Source organism: Streptomyces sp. NBC_01235 (assembly GCF_035989285.1).
Lineage (GTDB): Bacteria > Actinomycetota > Actinomycetes > Streptomycetales > Streptomycetaceae > Streptomyces.
The window spans coordinates 7,922,744-7,939,735 of record NZ_CP108513.1 but is presented as its reverse complement, the minus strand read 5'-3'; the positions used below and the strand labels follow the sequence as shown (position 1 = coordinate 7,939,735).

The 16,992-nt window shown below is 71.2% G+C and carries 12 protein-coding genes and 1 pseudogene; 3 read left to right on the top strand and 10 right to left on the bottom strand.

The genetic code is table 11. The features are described 5' to 3' along the window. Positions 1-52: 52 nt before the first annotated feature. The 4 genes and pseudogenes from OG289_RS35890 to gabT all read right to left on the bottom strand — a co-directional run bounded on the left by OG289_RS35890 (position 53) and on the right by gabT (position 4,218). Entirely contained in the window at positions 53-1,498 is a 1,446-nt protein-coding gene (locus tag OG289_RS35890) for an aldehyde dehydrogenase family protein (protein WP_327318185.1), read from the bottom strand. Between the two features lie 40 nt (positions 1,499-1,538). Then, positions 1,539-2,279: a phosphatase PAP2 family protein gene (locus tag OG289_RS35885; protein WP_327320904.1), complete on the bottom strand. Its 741-nt coding sequence runs from the start codon at positions 2,277-2,279 to the stop codon at positions 1,539-1,541. Positions 2,280-2,543: 264 nt separating this feature from the next. Continuing rightward, a pseudogene (locus OG289_RS35880) lies at positions 2,544-2,761 on the bottom strand (phosphatase PAP2 family protein); the annotation flags it as partial. A gap of 122 nt (positions 2,762-2,883) precedes the next feature. Then, a complete protein-coding gene (gene gabT, locus OG289_RS35875; protein WP_327318184.1) occupies positions 2,884-4,218 on the bottom strand; it encodes a 4-aminobutyrate--2-oxoglutarate transaminase in 1,335 nt (444 codons plus the stop codon). A 252-nt stretch (positions 4,219-4,470) separates the two neighbouring features. Between gabT and OG289_RS35870 the strand changes: the two genes are divergently transcribed. Together OG289_RS35870 and OG289_RS35865 are read left to right on the top strand one after the other, a co-directional pair. Continuing rightward, positions 4,471-6,825, top strand: coding sequence for an ATP/GTP-binding protein (locus OG289_RS35870; protein ID WP_327318183.1), 2,355 nt, complete (start codon positions 4,471-4,473; stop codon positions 6,823-6,825). 130 nt (positions 6,826-6,955) lie between these two features. Beyond that, complete coding sequence (locus OG289_RS35865) at positions 6,956-8,647, top strand: PucR family transcriptional regulator (RefSeq protein ID WP_327318182.1); 1,692 nt, start codon at positions 6,956-6,958, stop codon at positions 8,645-8,647. Positions 8,648-8,767: 120 nt separating this feature from the next. Here OG289_RS35865 and OG289_RS35860 read toward each other — a convergent pair whose 3' ends face one another. From OG289_RS35860 to OG289_RS35835, 6 genes are read right to left on the bottom strand one after another with little or no spacing between them, the layout of a single operon-like run. After that, positions 8,768-10,186 carry an NAD(P)/FAD-dependent oxidoreductase gene (locus OG289_RS35860; protein ID WP_327318181.1) on the bottom strand — a complete coding sequence of 473 codons (1,419 nt, stop codon included), beginning with the start codon at positions 10,184-10,186 and terminating at the stop codon, positions 8,768-8,770. A 29-nt stretch (positions 10,187-10,215) separates the two neighbouring features. Then, on the bottom strand, positions 10,216-11,016 hold the full coding sequence (locus tag OG289_RS35855) for an ABC transporter permease (protein WP_327318180.1): 801 nt from the start codon (positions 11,014-11,016) through the stop codon (positions 10,216-10,218). After that, positions 11,017-11,946: an ABC transporter permease gene (locus tag OG289_RS35850; protein ID WP_327318179.1), complete on the bottom strand. Its 930-nt coding sequence runs from the start codon at positions 11,944-11,946 to the stop codon at positions 11,017-11,019. Between the two features lies 1 nt (position 11,947). Continuing rightward, positions 11,948-13,108, bottom strand: a complete 1,161-nt coding sequence (locus tag OG289_RS35845) for an ABC transporter ATP-binding protein (protein ID WP_442819002.1) — start codon at positions 13,106-13,108, stop codon at positions 11,948-11,950. Continuing rightward, on the bottom strand, positions 13,105-14,352 hold the full coding sequence (locus OG289_RS35840; protein ID WP_327318177.1) for a polyamine ABC transporter substrate-binding protein: 1,248 nt from the start codon (positions 14,350-14,352) through the stop codon (positions 13,105-13,107). The genes OG289_RS35845 and OG289_RS35840 overlap by 4 nt, the downstream gene beginning before the upstream one ends. 58 nt (positions 14,353-14,410) lie before the next feature. Next, positions 14,411-15,922 carry a gamma-aminobutyraldehyde dehydrogenase gene (locus OG289_RS35835; RefSeq protein WP_327318176.1) on the bottom strand — a complete coding sequence of 504 codons (1,512 nt, stop codon included), beginning with the start codon at positions 15,920-15,922 and terminating at the stop codon, positions 14,411-14,413. Between the two features lie 221 nt (positions 15,923-16,143). Between OG289_RS35835 and OG289_RS35830 the strand changes: the two genes are divergently transcribed. Further along, positions 16,144-16,704, top strand: a complete 561-nt coding sequence (locus OG289_RS35830; protein ID WP_327318175.1) for an NADAR family protein — start codon at positions 16,144-16,146, stop codon at positions 16,702-16,704. The last annotated feature ends 288 nt before the right edge of the window (positions 16,705-16,992 follow it).

Sequence of the window (16,992 nt, the reverse complement as noted above, 5' to 3'; positions counted from 1 at the left end):
CCCGGCTGTCCGGGACCGACTGTCCGGGACCACCTGTCCTGGAGAGCCTGTCCTAGAGGGCGAGCCCCGTCAGGACCAGCACGCGCTCGTAGGTGTAGTCCTCCATCGCGAACCGCACGCCCTCGCGCCCCACCCCGGACTGCTTGGCGCCGCCGTACGGCATCTGGTCGGCGCGGTAGGAGGGCACGTCACCGACGACCACACCGCCGACCTCCAGCGCGCGGTGGGCCCGGAAGGCCACCTGGACGTCGTGCGTGAACACGCCCGCCTGGAGGCCGTACTTGGAGGAGTTGACGGCCGCGAAGGCCTCGGCCTCGCCGTCCACCTTCTGCACGGTGAGGACCGGCCCGAAGACCTCCTCGCAGGCGATCTTGGTGTCCGCCGGTACGTCGGTGAGGACGGTCGGCGCGTAGGAGGCTCCGTCGCGCTTGCCGCCCGCGAGAAGGGAGGCGCCGGCCGCGACGGCCTCGTCCACCCATGTCTCGACGCGCTTGGCCGCGTCCTCGCTGACCAGCGGCCCGACGTCCGTCGTGTCGTCGCTCGGGTCACCGGTGACCTGGGTCTCGACGGCGGCGACGATGCGCGGCAGCAGCCGGTCGTACACGGAGGCGTCCGCGATGACCCGCTGCACGGAGATGCAGGACTGGCCGCCCTGGTAGTTGGAGAACGTCGCGATGCGGGTCGCGGCCCAGTCGAGGTCCGCGTCGCTCGCGTAGTCGCCGAGGACGACGGCCGCGCCGTTGCCGCCCAGCTCCAGGGTGCAGTGCTTGCGCGGCACCGAGTCCATGATCGCGTAGCCGACCTTCTCGGAGCCGGTGAAGGAGATGACCGGCAGGCGCTCGTCCTGGACGAGGGCGGGCATGCGGTCGTTGGAGACCGGGAGGATCGACCAGGAGCCGGCCGGCAGCTCGGTCTCGGCGAGCAGGTCGCCGATGACCAGGCCGGAGAGCGGGGTCGCCGGGGCGGGCTTCAGGATGATCGGCGCGCCGGCCGCGATCGCCGGGGCGATCTTGTGGGCGCACAGGTTCAGCGGGAAGTTGAACGGCGCGATGCCGAGCACGACACCCCTGGGGAAGCGCCGGGTGAGGGCGAGCCGCCCCTGCCCGCCGAGGTCGGTGTCGAGCCGCTGGGCCTCGCCGCCGTTGAACCGCCGGGCCTCTTCGGCGGCGAACCGGAACACGGAGACCGCGCGCCCGACCTCGCCGCGCGCCCACTTGATCGGCTTGCCGTTCTCGGCGGAGATCAGCCGGGCGATCTCCTCGGTGCGCTCGACGAGCCGCCTGCTGACGTGGTCGAGGGCCGCGGCGCGCACATGGGCGGGGGTGGCGGCGAACTCGTCCCGCACGGCGTGGGCGGCGGCCACGGCCTCCTCGACCTGGGCGTCCGTCGGCACGCTGACCTTGCCGACGAGCCGGCCGTCCCACGGGGAGGTGACGTCGAAGCTGTCCGCGCCGGTGACCTGGCGGCCGGCGAGCCAGAAGGCGTGGGTGGCCCCCACATTCTTTTCCTGGGGCATATGCGAGTCCCGGCCCTTCCGCTTAGGGGGTGTCCTGTGGTTTCCGTGCTCCACGGTAGGGGCGGGGGGCCGAAGGGTCGCTTGTCCGAGTCGTCCTGGTGGACGGCGGGGGTGCGCCGGTTTGGCACGGTCGGCTCGCTGCCCTCCGGAGCCGCTCCCGCTCCAGGAAGAGCCAAAGCGCCCCGAGCAGCACCGTGCACAGACACCAGCTGGCGACGACGTCCAGCGGCCAGTGGTAGCCCCGCCGGACCAGGCCGAACGAGACGGCCAGGACGAGGAGGGCGCTCATGACGACGGCAGCCCGGCGGGCGAACGCGCCGCGCAGCCACGGCAGCAGGACCATCACCGCCGAGCCGTAGGCGACGGCCGCCGTCGCCGTGTGTCCGGAGGGGTAGTAGCCGGTCGCCGGTGGCACGGCGGGCGTGCCGGGCCGGTCGGTCCACTCCTTCAGGGGGACGACGATCAGCGGCACCAACACGATCAGTGCGAGCGCGGCGAGGGACGGCACCCACCACCGCGCCCCGCCCGCCACCCGGCCCCGCCAAGCCGCATACGCCGCGGCGAGCACCAGGACGGGCACCGCGACCTGTACGTTCCCCAGATCGGACAGCAGCTCGGCGGCCCGGTCCGGGTGGACGAGGGCACGGCTGAGGCGCTCGTCCGGGCGCAGGAGAGGCCCGTCGGCGGCGACCTGCCAGGTGATGAGCACCAACAGCAGAGCGGGCAGGCCCAGCAGGATCTGCGGGCGAACGCGGGACGACATGGGCCCCAGCTTGTCAGGAGCCGTCGCCCCCGCGAACGGAGGTCCGGGCGGTGTGGTCCAGGATCGCGGCGGCCGGCGGGGCGTGCACCGGGCAGGGCAGGACGCGCCCCGAGCCGGGCACCTCCACCGGGCAGGGAGAAACCGAGGGAACGCTTCGCCGACGCCGGATCGAGACGAGACGTAGCGTATCGCAGCCCCTTCGGAAAAAAGACCCCGGAACGAATCCGGGGTCCGCTTTCCGTGGTCTGCACCTGAGAAGGAGGTCGGCCACCCCGGAACAGGGGGGGTGGTTCCGGGGTGGCCGTCCGGACCGGAAACGCCGGCCGCCCCGGGGGGTTTGGGGCGGGCGACCGTCCGATCGGTGTGGAGATCCGAAGCTGGAAGCTCCGGTTGTGTGCGCGATGGCACGACCAGGTCGAAGCTGGGGAGGCCCCGGCCTGGGTTCCACCCACAGTCCCCTGTGGGCGGGGTGTATCTCTCATCTGGGTAGAACCTACGGCAGGGGCAGGCGGTTCGACAGGCCGTATCCCGTCCCGCCATCCTCCCCGCACACCTTCTTCACACCCTCTGCGACCGGTGGGAATCAGCTGTGCGATGCCCGGGCTCAGATGCGCGCGAAAGCCTGCTCGATGATGTCGAGGCCCTCGTCGAGGAGGTCCTCGCCGATGACCAGCGGCGGCAGGAAGCGCAACACGTTGCCGTAGGTGCCACAGGTCAGGACGAGCAGGCCCTCCTGGTGGCAGGCCTTGGCGAGCGCGGCCGTCGCCTCGGCGTTCGGCTCCTTCGTCGTACGGTCCTTGACCAGCTCGATGGCGATCATCGCGCCGCGGCCGCGGATGTCGCCGATGATGTCGAACTTCTCTGCCATGGCGGAGAGACGGGACTTCATCGTCGCCTCGATCGCCTTCGCCCTGGCGTTGAGGTCGAGCTCCTTCATCGTCTCGATCGAGCCGAGCGCGCCCGCGCAGGCCACCGGGTTGCCGCCGTAGGTGCCGCCCAGGCCACCCGCGTGCGCGGCGTCCATGATCTCGGCGCGGCCGGTCACCGCGGCGAGCGGAAGGCCGCCCGCGATGCCCTTGGCCGTCGTGATCAGGTCCGGGACGATGCCCTCGTCCTCGCAGGCGAACCACTGGCCGGTGCGGCAGAAGCCCGACTGGATCTCGTCGGCGACGAAGACGATGCCGTTGTCGGACGCGAACTTGCTGATGGCCGGGAGGAAGCCCTTGGCGGGCTCGATGAAGCCGCCCTCGCCGAGCACCGGCTCGATGATGATCGCGGCCACGTTGTCCGCGCCGATCTGCTTGTTGATCATGTCGATGGCCTGGGCGGAGGCCTCCGCACCAGCGTTCTCCGGACCGGTCAGCCAGCGGTAGCCGTAGGCGACCGGGACGCGGTAGACCTCGGGCGCGAACGGGCCGAAGCCGTGCTTGTACGGCATGTTCTTCGCGGTCAGGGCCATCGTCAGGTTCGTCCGGCCGTGGTAGCCGTGGTCGAAGACGACGACCGCCTGGCGCCTGGTGTACGCGCGGGCGATCTTGACGGCGTTCTCGACGGCCTCGGCGCCGCTGTTGAACAGCGCGGACTTCTTGGCGTGGTCCCCCGGCGTGAGCTCGGCGAGCGCCTCGGCGACCGCCACGTAGCCCTCGTAGGGGGTGACCATGAAACAGGTGTGGGTGAAGTCGGCGAGCTGCGCGGTGGCCCGGCGTACGACGGCCTCGGCGGAAGCGCCGACGGAGGTCACCGCGATGCCGGAGCCGAAGTCGATCAGACGGTTGCCGTCGACGTCCTCGATGATGCCGCCGCCCGCGCGCGCGGTGAAGACAGGAAGCACCGAGCCCACGCCGGCCGCGACCGCGGCGGTACGGCGGGCCTGCAGTTCCTGCGACTTCGGGCCGGGGATGGCGGTGACGACGCGGCGCTCCTGCGGAAGGGCGTTCATGAGGGGCTCCAGGGGTCTGCGAACGGGGGCTTTGCGGACGCTTGCCTTCTTTTCTCGCAGGCTAGGACGGGGAACGGAGGGTGGGCATGCTCCATGTGGGCGGTGTCGGCGACGCCGGTTGTCCGTCGTGGACAGTGACGGGCGGGCGGTGATCGTCGCAGGTCCGGCCACGTAAGCGGTGAACTCCCCTTGTGGGCGCGTTAGATTGACTCGCTGATGGTGGACGGAACGGCTGGTCAGGGGGCAGGGGCGATGGACAGCGACGGGACGCAGGACGCGCGGGGTACGCATGCGAATCCTGTGCCGCGCCCGGCGGGGCCGCCGAAGCTGCCGCCGCGGCCTGCCCATGCCCCAGCGGCAAGGCCCTCTTCCTCCGCCGTCGCGGAGTGGCTGAACGAGGAGCGGCCCGCCGCGAAACCCGGCATCTGGCGCTTCGGGTACCGGCTGCCGAAGGCGGCTCGGGCGGCGGCGGAGCGGCTCGCGCCCGTGACCGTCGTCGGCATGCTGGTCCCGTTGGTGGTCGCGCTGGTCCTGTGGTCGCTGTGGCGGCGGGGCAGCATGCCGTACCAGTTCACCCTGCTGCGACTGTTCACGCCGGACGACTGGTGGTGGGGCGGCACGATCGCCTCCGCGAAGACCATGGAGGGCGCCGAGGCGCGGGTCGTCTACGACGGCGTGTTCTTCGCCGTCCTCGTCTACGCCATGGGCCGGCTGGGCAGCTGGCCGCACGCCGTACGCCACTTCGTCGGCCGCCGCCCGCAGCCCGCCCGCGCCCTGCTCGCCCTGCTCGGCGCCCTCGCCACGCTGAGCTTCGTCTTCCCCGGCGCCTTCGGCGTCGGCTGGGACCCCCTGCCGGTCGTCGACCCGCTGTTCTCGCTCATCGTGCTGATCTCCGGCAGCTACGAACTGTTCGCCTCCCCCCTGTTCACGAACACGCTGTACGCGGTCATCACGCTGCTGGTGGTGTGGCCGTTCGCCCGGTTCGGCGGCTGGTTGCCGTATGCGAAGGAACGACTCGCCGCCCGGCACGCCGGGCCCGACCACCGCGTGCCCACCGCCGAACGCCCTCGTGCCCAGTGGCCCGAGCTGCGGGACGCGGGGCAGTACGAGGCGGCCGAGCTGCTGACCGGCGAGGTCGCCGCCGGGCGCATGAACGACGTCGACTGCGCGCGGGTGCGGCGGGCGTGGACGGCAGGGCTGCCCGACTTCCGGGACACCGTGCTGCGGCAGGGCGGGGCGGCCTGGGCCCACCCCTCCGGCGCCCGCGACCTGCCCCGGCGCACCGGCCGCCACGACCTGCTCGCCGGGCAGGTGCGGATCGGCCGCTGGGTGGCCGCCGAGCGCACGCCGGTGACCTATCACGACGCGGGCGCCGCGCTCGGCCCGGACGTGCTGGGCACCTCGCTGCTGGCGGTCGGTCCGTCCGGCTCGGGCAAGACGCGCACGCTGATCGAGCCGCTGACCGAGGCGCTGGCTCTCCAGGCGCTCACCGGGGCGTGCGCCGTCGTCGCGGTGTCCTCGCCCGGCGGCGGCCCGCTCGGCGCCGACTCCGCGTTCGACGTGATCGTCCGGATCGGCGACCCGTCGTCCGTGCACGACCTCGACCCCTACGCGGAGTCCGACGACCCGGACGAGGCCGCCGCGCTCCTCGCCGAGGCGCTGGTCGGCGATCTCGACACGGTGAGCGGCCAGGGCGCGGCCACGGCACTCGCCCAGATCCTCGGCCCCTACCGGGCCGTGCACGGCTGCTTCCCCACCCTCCCCGAGCTGCGCGAGCTCCTGGAGGGCGAGCCGGGCGCGCTGTCCGCGCTGCGGGAGGCGGTGGCCGGTGACGAGGTGATGCGCCGCGAGCTGGAGGCGCGCATCCGGCAGACGGGGACGCCGGGCGACGTCGGCCGGGCCCTCGCCGACCGGCTGGCGCTGCTGAACCGACCGGTGTTCGCGGAGTTCTTCGGCGGTGGCAGCAACGCGCACCGGGCGTTCTCGCTGCGCGCCGTCGCCCACCACCCGCTGCGGGTCCGTATCGACCTGCCCGAGCGGGGCCACGAGGAGGCCGCCCGGCTGATCACCCGGCTGGTCCTCGCCCAGTTCCACACCGTCGTACGGGAGCGGCGCGGCCACTTCGCCTGTCTGGTCCTGGACGACGCGACGGGGACGGTCACCGACGGGTCGGTGCGCCGGCTCCAGCGGCTGCGCTCGCAGAACGCGGGCGTGGTGCTCGCCCTGCGCACGGTCGGCGACGTCCCCGAGTCGCTGCACGGGCCGCTGTACGGGGCCGTCGGCTGCCGGATGGCGTTCTCCGGCATCACCACCTGGGACGGCAGCAGGTTCGCGCAGACCTGGGGAACCGAGTGGGTGGAGACCACCGAGGTCGCCAAGCACACCGTCTTCGCCGACCAGCCGATGACCCGCGCCATCCACGCCCTGCGCAAGCTGGTGACCGGCAAGGCGGTGACCACGGACGCGGTGACCGTGCGCCAGGTCGAACGGGAGCGCTGGTCGGCGTCCCGGCTGGCGCACGAGGTGCCGCCCGGCCACGCGGTGCTGTCCCTGACGAGCGTGGAGGGCGAGCACGCGCCGCCGCTGCTGGTGGACCTGCGGGGTTGAAGAAACGTCCGGGTCCATCGGTCCATACAGTGAGGCAGAATCGGTGTAGGCCGTTCATACGCGGCGGCCAAAAGATCACGTCGCCCGTCACGCCGATCACCGCCGATCGCTCCCCCGACCCGAGGGCCCCATGCCTCCCACGCTCGCCTCGCTCGTCCACCACTCCGCGCTGAAGCTGACCGTGCGGGCGGGCGAGGACCGTCTGGACGTGCCGGTGCGCTGGGCGCACGTCAGCGAGCTCGCGGACCCCGTGCCGTACATGGAGGGCGGGGAGTTGCTGCTGATCACCGCGCTCAAACTGGACGCGGAGGACCCGGAGGTCATGCGGCGCTATGTGAAGCGGCTGGCCAAGGCGGGGGTGGTCGGGCTGGGCTTCGCCGTCGGCGTCAACTACGAGGACATCCCGAAGGCGCTGGTGGACGCGGCCGTGGAGGAGGGCCTGCCCCTGCTGGAGGTGCCGCGCCGCACACCCTTCCTCGCGATCAGCAAGGCGGTGTCGGCGGCGATCGCGGCCGACCAGTACCGGGCGGTGACGGCCGGCTTCGCGGCCCAGCGCGAGCTGACGAAGCACGCGCTGACGGATGGCGCGGAGGGGCTGCTCGGCGCCCTCGCCGCCCAGGTCGACGGGTGGGCGGCGCTGTACGACGCGTCGGGCACCGTCGTGGCGGCCGCGCCGGAGTGGGCGGGCCGGCGGGCAGCGCGGCTCACGGCGGAGGTGGAGCGGCTGCGGGAACGGCCGGCCCCGGCCTCGGCGGTCGTCGGGGGCGGCGGCCCGGAGCGCTCCGGGCCCGACGACCACCACGACGACCGGGTCGAGCTGCACTCCCTGGGCACCGGCCGGCGCCCGCGTGCCACGCTCGCCGTCGGCACTGCGTCGGCTCCCGGCACGGCCGAGCGGTACGCCGTCCACTCGGCCATCGCCCTGCTCACCCTCACCACGGAACGCTCCCGCTCCCTACAGGCGGCACAGCAGCGGATCGGCGCGGCGGTGCTTCGCATGCTGCTGGCGGGCGAACCGGACCACGCGCGGGCCGTCGCCGGGGACCTGTACGGCGATCTGCTCGACGCCCCGTTCCGGGTGATCGTCGCCGAGCCGGCGCCGACGTCGGCCGCGCGGGCGCACGCCGAGGGACACGGACGAGGGCCCGCGGCGACTGCGTCGGCGGCGCAGGGGTCGCACGCGCGCGTGCCGGTCGACGCGGCCGGGGACCCGTGCGGCGGTCTCGCCGAGGTCGTCGAGTCGGCGGCCGCCCGGGCCGGGGAGGCCGTGCTGGTGGTGCCCCAGGGCGAGCGGCTGGTGGCGCTGGCCACGGACGGCGGCGCGGCCGTGGCGGCGTGCACGCGGTACGCGACGGCGCTGGAGGCAACGCGCGGGAGCGGCGAGGGAGGGGACGAGAACGAGCTGGTCGTCGGTCTGTCGGCGCCGGCCGGGCCGATCGCGGCGGCAGCGGCGTACAAGCAGGCCGAGCAGGCGCTGTCCGTGGCGCGGCGCCGGGGCCGGGTCCTCGTGGAGCACGAGCAGCTCGCGGCGGGCTCCGTGCTGCCCCTTCTCGCGGACGACGCGGTGAAGGCGTTCGCGGACGGCCTGCTGCGCGCCCTGCACGAGCACGACGCGACCGGCCGCGGCGATCTGGTGGCCTCCCTGCGGGCATGGCTCTCCCGGCACGGCCAGTGGGACGCGGCGGCGGCCGACCTGGGCGTCCACCGGCACACCCTTCGCTACCGGATGCGGCGGGTGGAGGAGATCCTCGGGCGTTCGCTGGACGATCCGGACGTCCGGATGGAGCTGTGGCTGGCGTTGAAGACGACGTCGACGGAGTAGCGACACCGCGGCCCAGGTGGTTCCGACTGATTGCCGGGGAGCGCGCGGAAGGGCGGGCACGCGACCTGGGGCACCACCCACGCCCTTGGGGCAGTGGGGGTGCGTCGGGGACAGAAGGAGTCAGCTGTCGAAGCCCAGCCCCAGCCGGTCCATCGTCTTCAGCCACAGGTTGCGTCGGCCGCCGTGCGCGTCGGCGCGGGCCAGCGACCACTTGGTGAGGGCGATGCCCGTCCAGGCGAACGGCTCGGGCGGGAAGGGCAGCGGCTTCTTGCGGACCATCGCCAGGGACGTCCGCTCGGTGGTCTCCCCGGACAGCAGGTCCAGCATCACCTCGGCGCCGAACCGGGTGGCTCCGACACCCAGACCGGTGTATCCGGCGGCGTACGCCACCTTCCCCTGGTGCGCCGTCCCGAAGAACGCCGAGAAGCGCGAGCAGGTGTCGATCGCCCCGCCCCACGCGTGGGTGAAACGGACGCCCTCCAACTGCGGGAAGCAGCCGAAGAAGTGCCCGGCGAGCTTGGCGTACGTCTCCGGCCGGTCGTCGTACTCGGCGCGCACCCGGCCCCCGTAGGGGTAGATCGCGTCGTACCCGCCCCACAGGATCCGGTTGTCGGCGGACAGCCGGAAGTAGTGGAACTGGTTGGCGCTGTCCCCGAGACCCTGCCGGTTCTTCCAGCCGATCGAGTCGAGCTGCCCGGCGGTGAGCGGTTCGGTCATCAGCGCGTAGTCGTAGACCGGGACGGTGTACGCCCGCACCCGCTTGACCAGGTTCGGGAAGATGTTCGTGCCGAGGGCGACCTGCCGGGCCCGGACCCGGCCGTACGGCGTGCGTACGGCCATCCCGGTGCCGTACGGCTTCAGGTCCAGCGCGGGCGTGTGCTCGTGCACGCGGACGCCCAGCCGGACGCACGCCTGCTTCAGGCCCCAGGCCAGCTTGGCGGGGTGGAGCATGGCCACGCCCCGCCGGTCGTACAGGCCCGCCTCGAAGGTGGGCGAGGCGACCTGCTCGCGGACCGCGTCTGCGTCGAGGAACTCCAGGCCCTCGGCGAGTCCCCTGCGGTCGAGCTCGTCGTACCAGTCGCGCAGTTCCCACGCCTGGTACGTCTGAGTCGCGACGTCGATCTCGCCGGTGCGCTCGAAGTCGCAGTCGATGCCGTGCCGGGCGATCGCCGCCTCGATCTCGTCGAGGTTGCGCTCGCCCAGCTCCTGCAGCTTGTGGATCTCGTCCGGCCAGCGGGCCAGCCCGTTGGGCAGGCCGTGGGTGAGGGAGGCCGCGCAGAAGCCTCCGTTGCGGCCCGAGGCGGCCCAGCCCACCTCGCGGCCCTCCAGCAGCACCACGTCCCGCTGCGGCTCGCGCTCCTTGGCGACGAGCGCGGTCCACAGTCCGCTGTAGCCGCCGCCGACGACCAGCAGGTCGCAGGTCTCGGCGCCGGTGAGCGCGGGCTCGGGGTGCGGCTTGCCGGGGTCTTCAAGCCAGTACGGGACCGGCTGCGCGTCGGAAAGAGAAGTGATCCACCGGTTCATGGCGCTTGGGGCCATGATTTCAACTCCCTACAGAGCTTTGAGCTTTATGCCTTTTGCTTGTGCCGACGGTTTCCGATGACCATCGACATCAGGACGAACAGTACGGCGACGAGGAACATGGCCGTGCCGACGACGTTGATCTGAACGGGCGTTCCGCGCTGTGCCGAACCCCAGACGAACATGGGGAAGGTGACGGTCGAGCCCGCGTTGAAATTGGTGATGATGAAATCGTCGAAGGAGAGCGCGAAGGCGAGCAGCGCTCCCGCGGCGATTCCCGGGGCGGCGATGGGCAGGGTGACGCGCAGGAACGTCTGCGCCGGTCCGGCGTAGAGGTCCTGGGCGGCCTGCTCCAGGCGCGGGTCCATCGACATGACGCGTGCCTTGACGGCCGTCACGACGAAGCTGAGGCAGAACATGATGTGCGCGATGAGGATCGTCCAGAAACCCAACTGTGCACCCAGGTTGAGGAACAGGGTGAGCAGCGAGGCGGCCATGACGACCTCGGGCATCGCCATCGGCAGGAAGATCAGCGAGTTGACGGCGCCCCGCGCGCGGAAGCGGTAGCGGACCAGCGCGAAGGCGATCATCGTGCCGAGGACCGTGGCGCCGACCGTCGCCCAGAGAGCGATCTGGAGGCTGAGCGAGAGCGAGCCGCAGAGCCCTGCGACGCCGCACGGGTCCTTCCAGGCGTCCGTGGAGAACTGCTGCCACTGGTAGTTGAAGCGGCCTTTCGGTTTGTTGAAGGAGAACACCGTGACGACGATGTTCGGCAGCAGGAGATACGCGAGTGTGAGAAGTCCCGCGATAACCACGAAATGGCGCTTGAGCCAGTTGACGAAGGGCATTTAGACCAGATCCTCCGTCCCGGACCTGCGGATGTAGAAGGTGACCATGAGAAGGATCGCGGCCATGAGGATGAAGGAGAGGGCGGCCGCCGTCGGATAGTCCAGCACTCGCAGGAACTGCGTCTGGATGACGTTTCCGATCATGCGGGTGTCGGTCGAGCCGAGGAGCTCGGCGTTGACGTAGTCGCCGGCCGCGGGGATGAAGGTCAGCAGCGTGCCGGAGACCACGCCCGGCATCGACAGCGGGAAGGTGACCCTGCGGAAGGTGGTGATCGGCTTGGCGTACAGGTCGCCCGCGGCCTCGTGGAGGCGCCCGTCGATGCGCTCCAGCGAGGTGTAGAGCGGCAGGACCATGAACGGCAGGAAGTTGTAGGTCAGTCCGCAGACCACCGCGAGCGGTGTGGCCAGGACCCGGTCCCCTGCCGTCCAGCCGAGCCAGCTGGTGACGTCCAGGACGTGCAGCGTGTTGAGGGCGCCGACGACCGGGCCGCCGTCCGCGAGGATCGTCTTCCAGGCGAGGGTGCGGATCAGGAAGCTGGTGAAGAACGGCGCGATCACCAGGATCATGATCAGGTTGCGCCAGCGCCCCGCGCGAAAGGCGATCAGGTAGGCCAGCGGGTAGCCCAGCACCAGGCACAGGATCGTGGCGGCGCCCGCGTAGAGGACCGAGCGCAGGAACTGCGGCCAGTACTCGCTCAGCGCGTTCCAGTAGGTCGCCAGGTGCCAGGTGACCTTGTAGCCCTCCTCCAGGGAGCCCGTCTGCACGGACGTGGAGGCCTGGTAGATCATCGGCAGCGCGAAGAACACGACCAGCCAGAGCAGACCGGGCAGCAGCAGCCAGTACGGCGTCCAGCGCCCGCGCTTGCGCGGCGGCTTCTGCTCGGGGGCCGTCGGGGAGAGAGGCGGGGGCGCCTCGGTGAGCGTCGCCATCTCAGACCGCCGTCTCTTCCTGGATGCCGGCGTCGATGTCCTGTGACGCGTCCAGGCCGAAGGTGTGGGCCGGGCTCCAGTGCAGGACGACGTCCGCGCCGGGGACCAGCCGGGAGTCGCGGTCGATGTTCTGGGCGTAGACCTCGAAGTCGGGGCAGACCGCGCTGTCGATGACGTACTGGGTGGAGACGCCGATGAACGAGGAGTTGGCGATCTTCCCGGTGATGCGGTTGCGGCCCTCGGCGATCTCGCCCGCGTCGTCGGCGTGGGTGAGGGAGATCTTCTCCGGGCGGACGCCGACCAGCACCTTGCCGCCGGCCGTCGTGGGCGCGGAGCAGCGGGCCTTTGGCAGGACGAGCTTGCCGCCGCCCGCCTTCAGCACGATGTCGTCGCCGTTCTTGGTGTCGACCTCGGCCTCGATCAGATTCGACGTGCCGAGGAAGTTGGCGACGAAGGTGGTGTTCGGGTTCTCGTACAGATCGGTCGGCGAGCCGAGCTGTTCGACGCGCCCCGCGTTCATCACGGCGACCGTGTCGGCCATCGTCATGGCCTCCTCCTGGTCGTGCGTGACGTGTACGAAGGTGATGCCGACCTCGGTCTGGATGCGCTTGAGCTCCAGCTGCATCTGGCGGCGCAGCTTGAGGTCGAGGGCGCCCAGGGGTTCGTCGAGGAGGAGCACCTTGGGGTGGTTGATGAGGGCGCGGGCCACGGCGACGCGCTGCTGCTGGCCGCCGGAGAGCTGGTGCGGCTTCTTGCGCGCCTGCTCTCCGAGCTGGACGAGCTCCAGCATGTCCTCGACCTGCTTCTTCACGCTCTTGATGCCACGCCGGCGCAGGCCGAAGGCGACGTTCTCGAAGATGTCGAGGTGCGGGAAGAGGGCGTAGGACTGGAAGACCGTGTTCACCGGGCGCTTGTACGGCGGGAGCGCGGTGACGTCCTGGTCGCCGAGGTGCACGGTGCCGGAGGAAGGTTCCTCCAGGCCGGCGATCATGCGCAGGGTGGTGGTCTTGCCGCAGCCGGAGGCGCCCAGCAGGGCGAAGAAGGAGCCCTGTGGGACGGTCAGGTCGAGCGGGTGGACGGCGGTGAAGGAGCCGTAGGTCTTGCTGATGCCGGAGAGGCGGACGTCGCCGCTGCCGTTGTCTGTGGTCTTCATCGTCGTCACGCCCCAGTGAGCTTCGCGAACTTCGCTTCGTAGGCGGTCTCTTCCTTCGAGCTCAGGGAGCGGAAGGAACGGGACTTCGCCTGCATGGCCTTGTCGGGGATGATCAGCGGGTTGTTCGCCGCATCCGCGTCGATCTTCGTCAGCGCGTCCTTCACTCCGTCGACGGGACAGACGTAGTTGATGTACGCGGCGAGCTCGGCTGCCGGCTCCGGCTCGTAGTAGTAGTCCATGAGCCGCTCGGCGTTCGTCTTGTGACGTGCCTTGTTGGGGATCAGCAGGTTGTCGCTGGACGTCATGTAGCCGCTGTCGGGGATGACGAAGTCGACGTCGGGGCTGTCCGCCTTGAGCTGGACGACGTCACCGGCCCAGGCGATGCAGGCCGCGAAGTCGCCGCTGGTGATGTCGGAGGTGTAGTCGTTGCCGGTGAAGCGGCGGATCTGGCCGCTGTCGACGCCCTTCTGGAGGCGGGCGATGGCCGCGTCGTAGTCGTCGTCGGTGAACTTCGCCGGGTCCTTGCCCATGTCCAGCAGGGTCATGCCGACGCTGTCGCGCATCTCGGTGAGGAAGCCGACGCGGCCCTTGAGCTTGGGGTTGTCGAGCAGGTCGGAGACCGACTTCACCTCGACGCCGTCCAGCGCCTTCTTGTTGTAGGCGATGACCGTGGAGATGCCCTGCCAGGGGTACGAGTACGCCCGGCCCGGGTCCCAGTCGGGGCTGCGGAACTGCGCGGACAGGTTGGCGTAGGCGTGCGGCAGGTTGGACGCGTCCAGTTTCTGGACCCACCCCAGGCGGATGAGGCGGGCGGCCAGCCAGTCGGTGAGGACGATCAGGTCGCGGCCGGTGTCCTGGCCCGCGGCGAGCTGCGGCTTGATCTTGCCGAAGAACTCGTTGTTGTCGTTGATGTCCTCGGTGTACTTGACCGTGATACCGGTCCGCTTGGTGAACGCGTCGAGCGTCGGGTGGTGCTTGCCGCTGTCGTCGACGTCCATGTACTCGGTCCAGTTGGAGAAGTTGACGGTCTTCTCCTTCGCCGAGTGGTCCTCGGCGGACGTACCGCCGGTGGTCTTGCCGGCCGCGGGGATCCCGCAGCCGCTCAAGGCCCCCAGGCCGCCCAGGGTGAGCGCGCCGCCGGCGGAGGCGCGCAGCAGCGACCGGCGGGTCAGGGCCGCCCTGCCGCTGCGGAAGCTGCGCCGTATGGCGGCCACTTGGGCCGGACTGAGGCGGTCGGGCTCGTACTGCTCCATGCGCGTGGTGCCCTTTCGGGAGGTCCGGCCGTGGTCGGCGGCCGATCGTCGTCGCTTGTCAGTCCCCGAAGATGGTGCGGTGCCAGGGCTTCCGGGCCACCGCAGTGTTATCGAACATAACGTGCTTGATCTGGGTGTACTCCTCGAACGAGTACGCTGACATGTCCTTGCCGAAGCCGGAGGCCTTGTAGCCGCCGTGCGGCATCTCGCTGATGATCGGGATGTGGTCGTTGACCCACACGCATCCGGCCTTGATCTCGCGTGTCGCCCGGTTCGCCCGGTACACGTCCCGGCTCCAGGCGGAGGCCGCGAGCCCGTACGGGGTGTCGTTGGCGAGCGCGATGCCCTCGTCGTCGCTGTCGAAGGGCAGGACGACCAGGACCGGTCCGAAGATCTCGGACTGGACGATCTCGCTGTCCTGGGCCGCGTCCGCGATCAGGGTGGGGAGGTAGTAGGCCCCGTTCTTGAGATCGCCCTGAGGGGCCTCGCCGCCGGTCACCACGCGCGCGTAGGCGCGCGCCCGGTCGACGAAGGCGGCGACGCGGTCGCGCTGGACGTGCGAGACCAAGGGGCCGAGGTCGGTGCCGGGGGCGAAGGGATCACCGAGCCGGACGGTCTCCATCAGGGCGGCCGTCCGCTCGACGAACGCCTCGTAGAGGGGCCGTTGCACGTACGCGCGCGTGGCGGCCGTGCAGTCCTGCCCGGTGTTGATGAGCGCGCCCGCGACCGCGCCGTTGGCGGCGGCCTCGAGGTCGGCGTCGTCGAAGACGACGAACGGCGCCTTGCCGCCGAGCTCCAGGTGGAGCCGCTTGACGGTCGCGGTGGCGACCTCGGCGACGCGCTTGCCGACGGCGGTGGAGCCGGTGAAGGAGGTCATGACGACGTCGGGGTGCCCGACGAGGTGCTCGCCCGCCTCCTTTCCGGTCCCGTTGACGATGTTGACGACACCGTCGGGGAGGCCCGCCTCTGTCGCCGCCTGGGCGAAGAGGAGGGAGGTGAGCGGGGTGAGCTCGGCGGGCTTGAGCACGATGGTGTTGCCCGCGGCGATCGCCGGGAGGATCTTCCAGGCGGCCATCTGGAGGGGGTAGTTCCAGGGCGCGATGGAGCCGACGACGCCGATGGGTTCGCGGCGGACGTAGGAGGTGTGGTCGCCGGAGTACTCGCCCGCGGACTGCCCGGCGAGGTGGCGGGCTGCGCCGGCGAAGAAGGCGGTGTTGTCGATCGTCCCCGGCACGTCGAACTCGCGGGTCAGCTTCAGCGGCTTGCCGCACTGCAGGGACTCGGCCCGGGCGAACTCCTCTGCGCGCTCGGCGAGGACGGCGGCGAAGCGGTGCAGGGCGTCCGAGCGCTCGCCCGGTGTGGCACCGGACCACGCCGGGAAGGCGGCGCGGGCGGCGGCGACAGCCGCGTCGACGTCGTCCGCGCTCGCCAGGCGGTAGGTGTGGACCTCCTCGCCGGTGGCGGGGTCGACCACGGAGTGGGTCCGGGGCGAGGTGCCGTGGGTGAGACGGCCTCCGATGTACTGGGCGCCGTCCGCGAAACGTTCCTGTGCGGGGAACCGGTCCTGCATGTCGCTCTCCTCCGCCTTCGCCCCGCTGTGCGCGGGGGCGGGTGGCGTAGCTCCAGCCTGATTTGATTGCCGATCCTGGCAGAGCAAGGGCACTCCAACAAGTGATTCCGTTGTTGCCTTTTGGTTACGCGACGGAATCTGTCGACGGGGGTCGACCAGGTGTCGAGTCGGAACGGAAAAGGCGGGACGCAGTGTCAGTGGTGCCTGCCATGCTGGCGTGCATGGAGAGGATCGATTGCCGGGAGGCCCTGGTCAGGGAGGTCCGGGCAGGGGCGAGGATCAAGTACCTGCACTTCTGGGGGCACCGGCCGCAGCCGGACGGCCGGCTGGGCCAGAGCTGTCTGAGCCAGTGGTGGCCGTCACCGTTCGTGGTCGACGGAGTCACGTATGCGACGGCCGAGCACTGGATGATGGCCGGGAAGGCGCGGCTTTTCGAGGACGCGGAGGCGGAGCGGAGGGCGCTGGCCGCCAGGTCCCCCGCCCAGGCGAAGAAGGAGGGGCGGCTGGTGCGCGGCTTCGACGAGGCGACCTGGGAGCGGGAGCGGTTCCGGATCGTGGTCGAGGGCAGCGTCCACAAGTTCGCCTCGGACGCCGGGCTGCGAGCGTTCCTGCTGAGCACGAGCAAGCGTGTGCTGGTGGAGGCGAGCCCCGTGGACCGCGTGTGGGGCATCGGCCTGGCGGCGGACGACGAGGCGGCGATGGACCCGGAGCGCTGGCGGGGCCCGAACCTGCTGGGCTTCGCCCTGATGGAGGCCCGGGAGCGGTTGAGAGCGGAGGCCTGAGGGGCAGGAAGAACCTGCCGGGCCCTGTTTCGGAACCCCCTGGAACCCGCCGGGGCCGGCTTCCCCTGGCCCAACCGCACCTTCGGGGACTGGCCCGACTCCAGCCCGACCGGGCCTTCGGGGCCGAGGCCCGAACCGTGGCGCCCGGACCCGCCGGAACCGACTGGAACCATGCCCGGGGCTGCCGGGACCGGCCGGAGAGGTGCCGGGGCCAGCCGGAACGGCGCCGGGACCGGCTGGAACGGTGACGGGACCGGCCAGAGCCTTGCCGGGACCGGCCGGAACGTT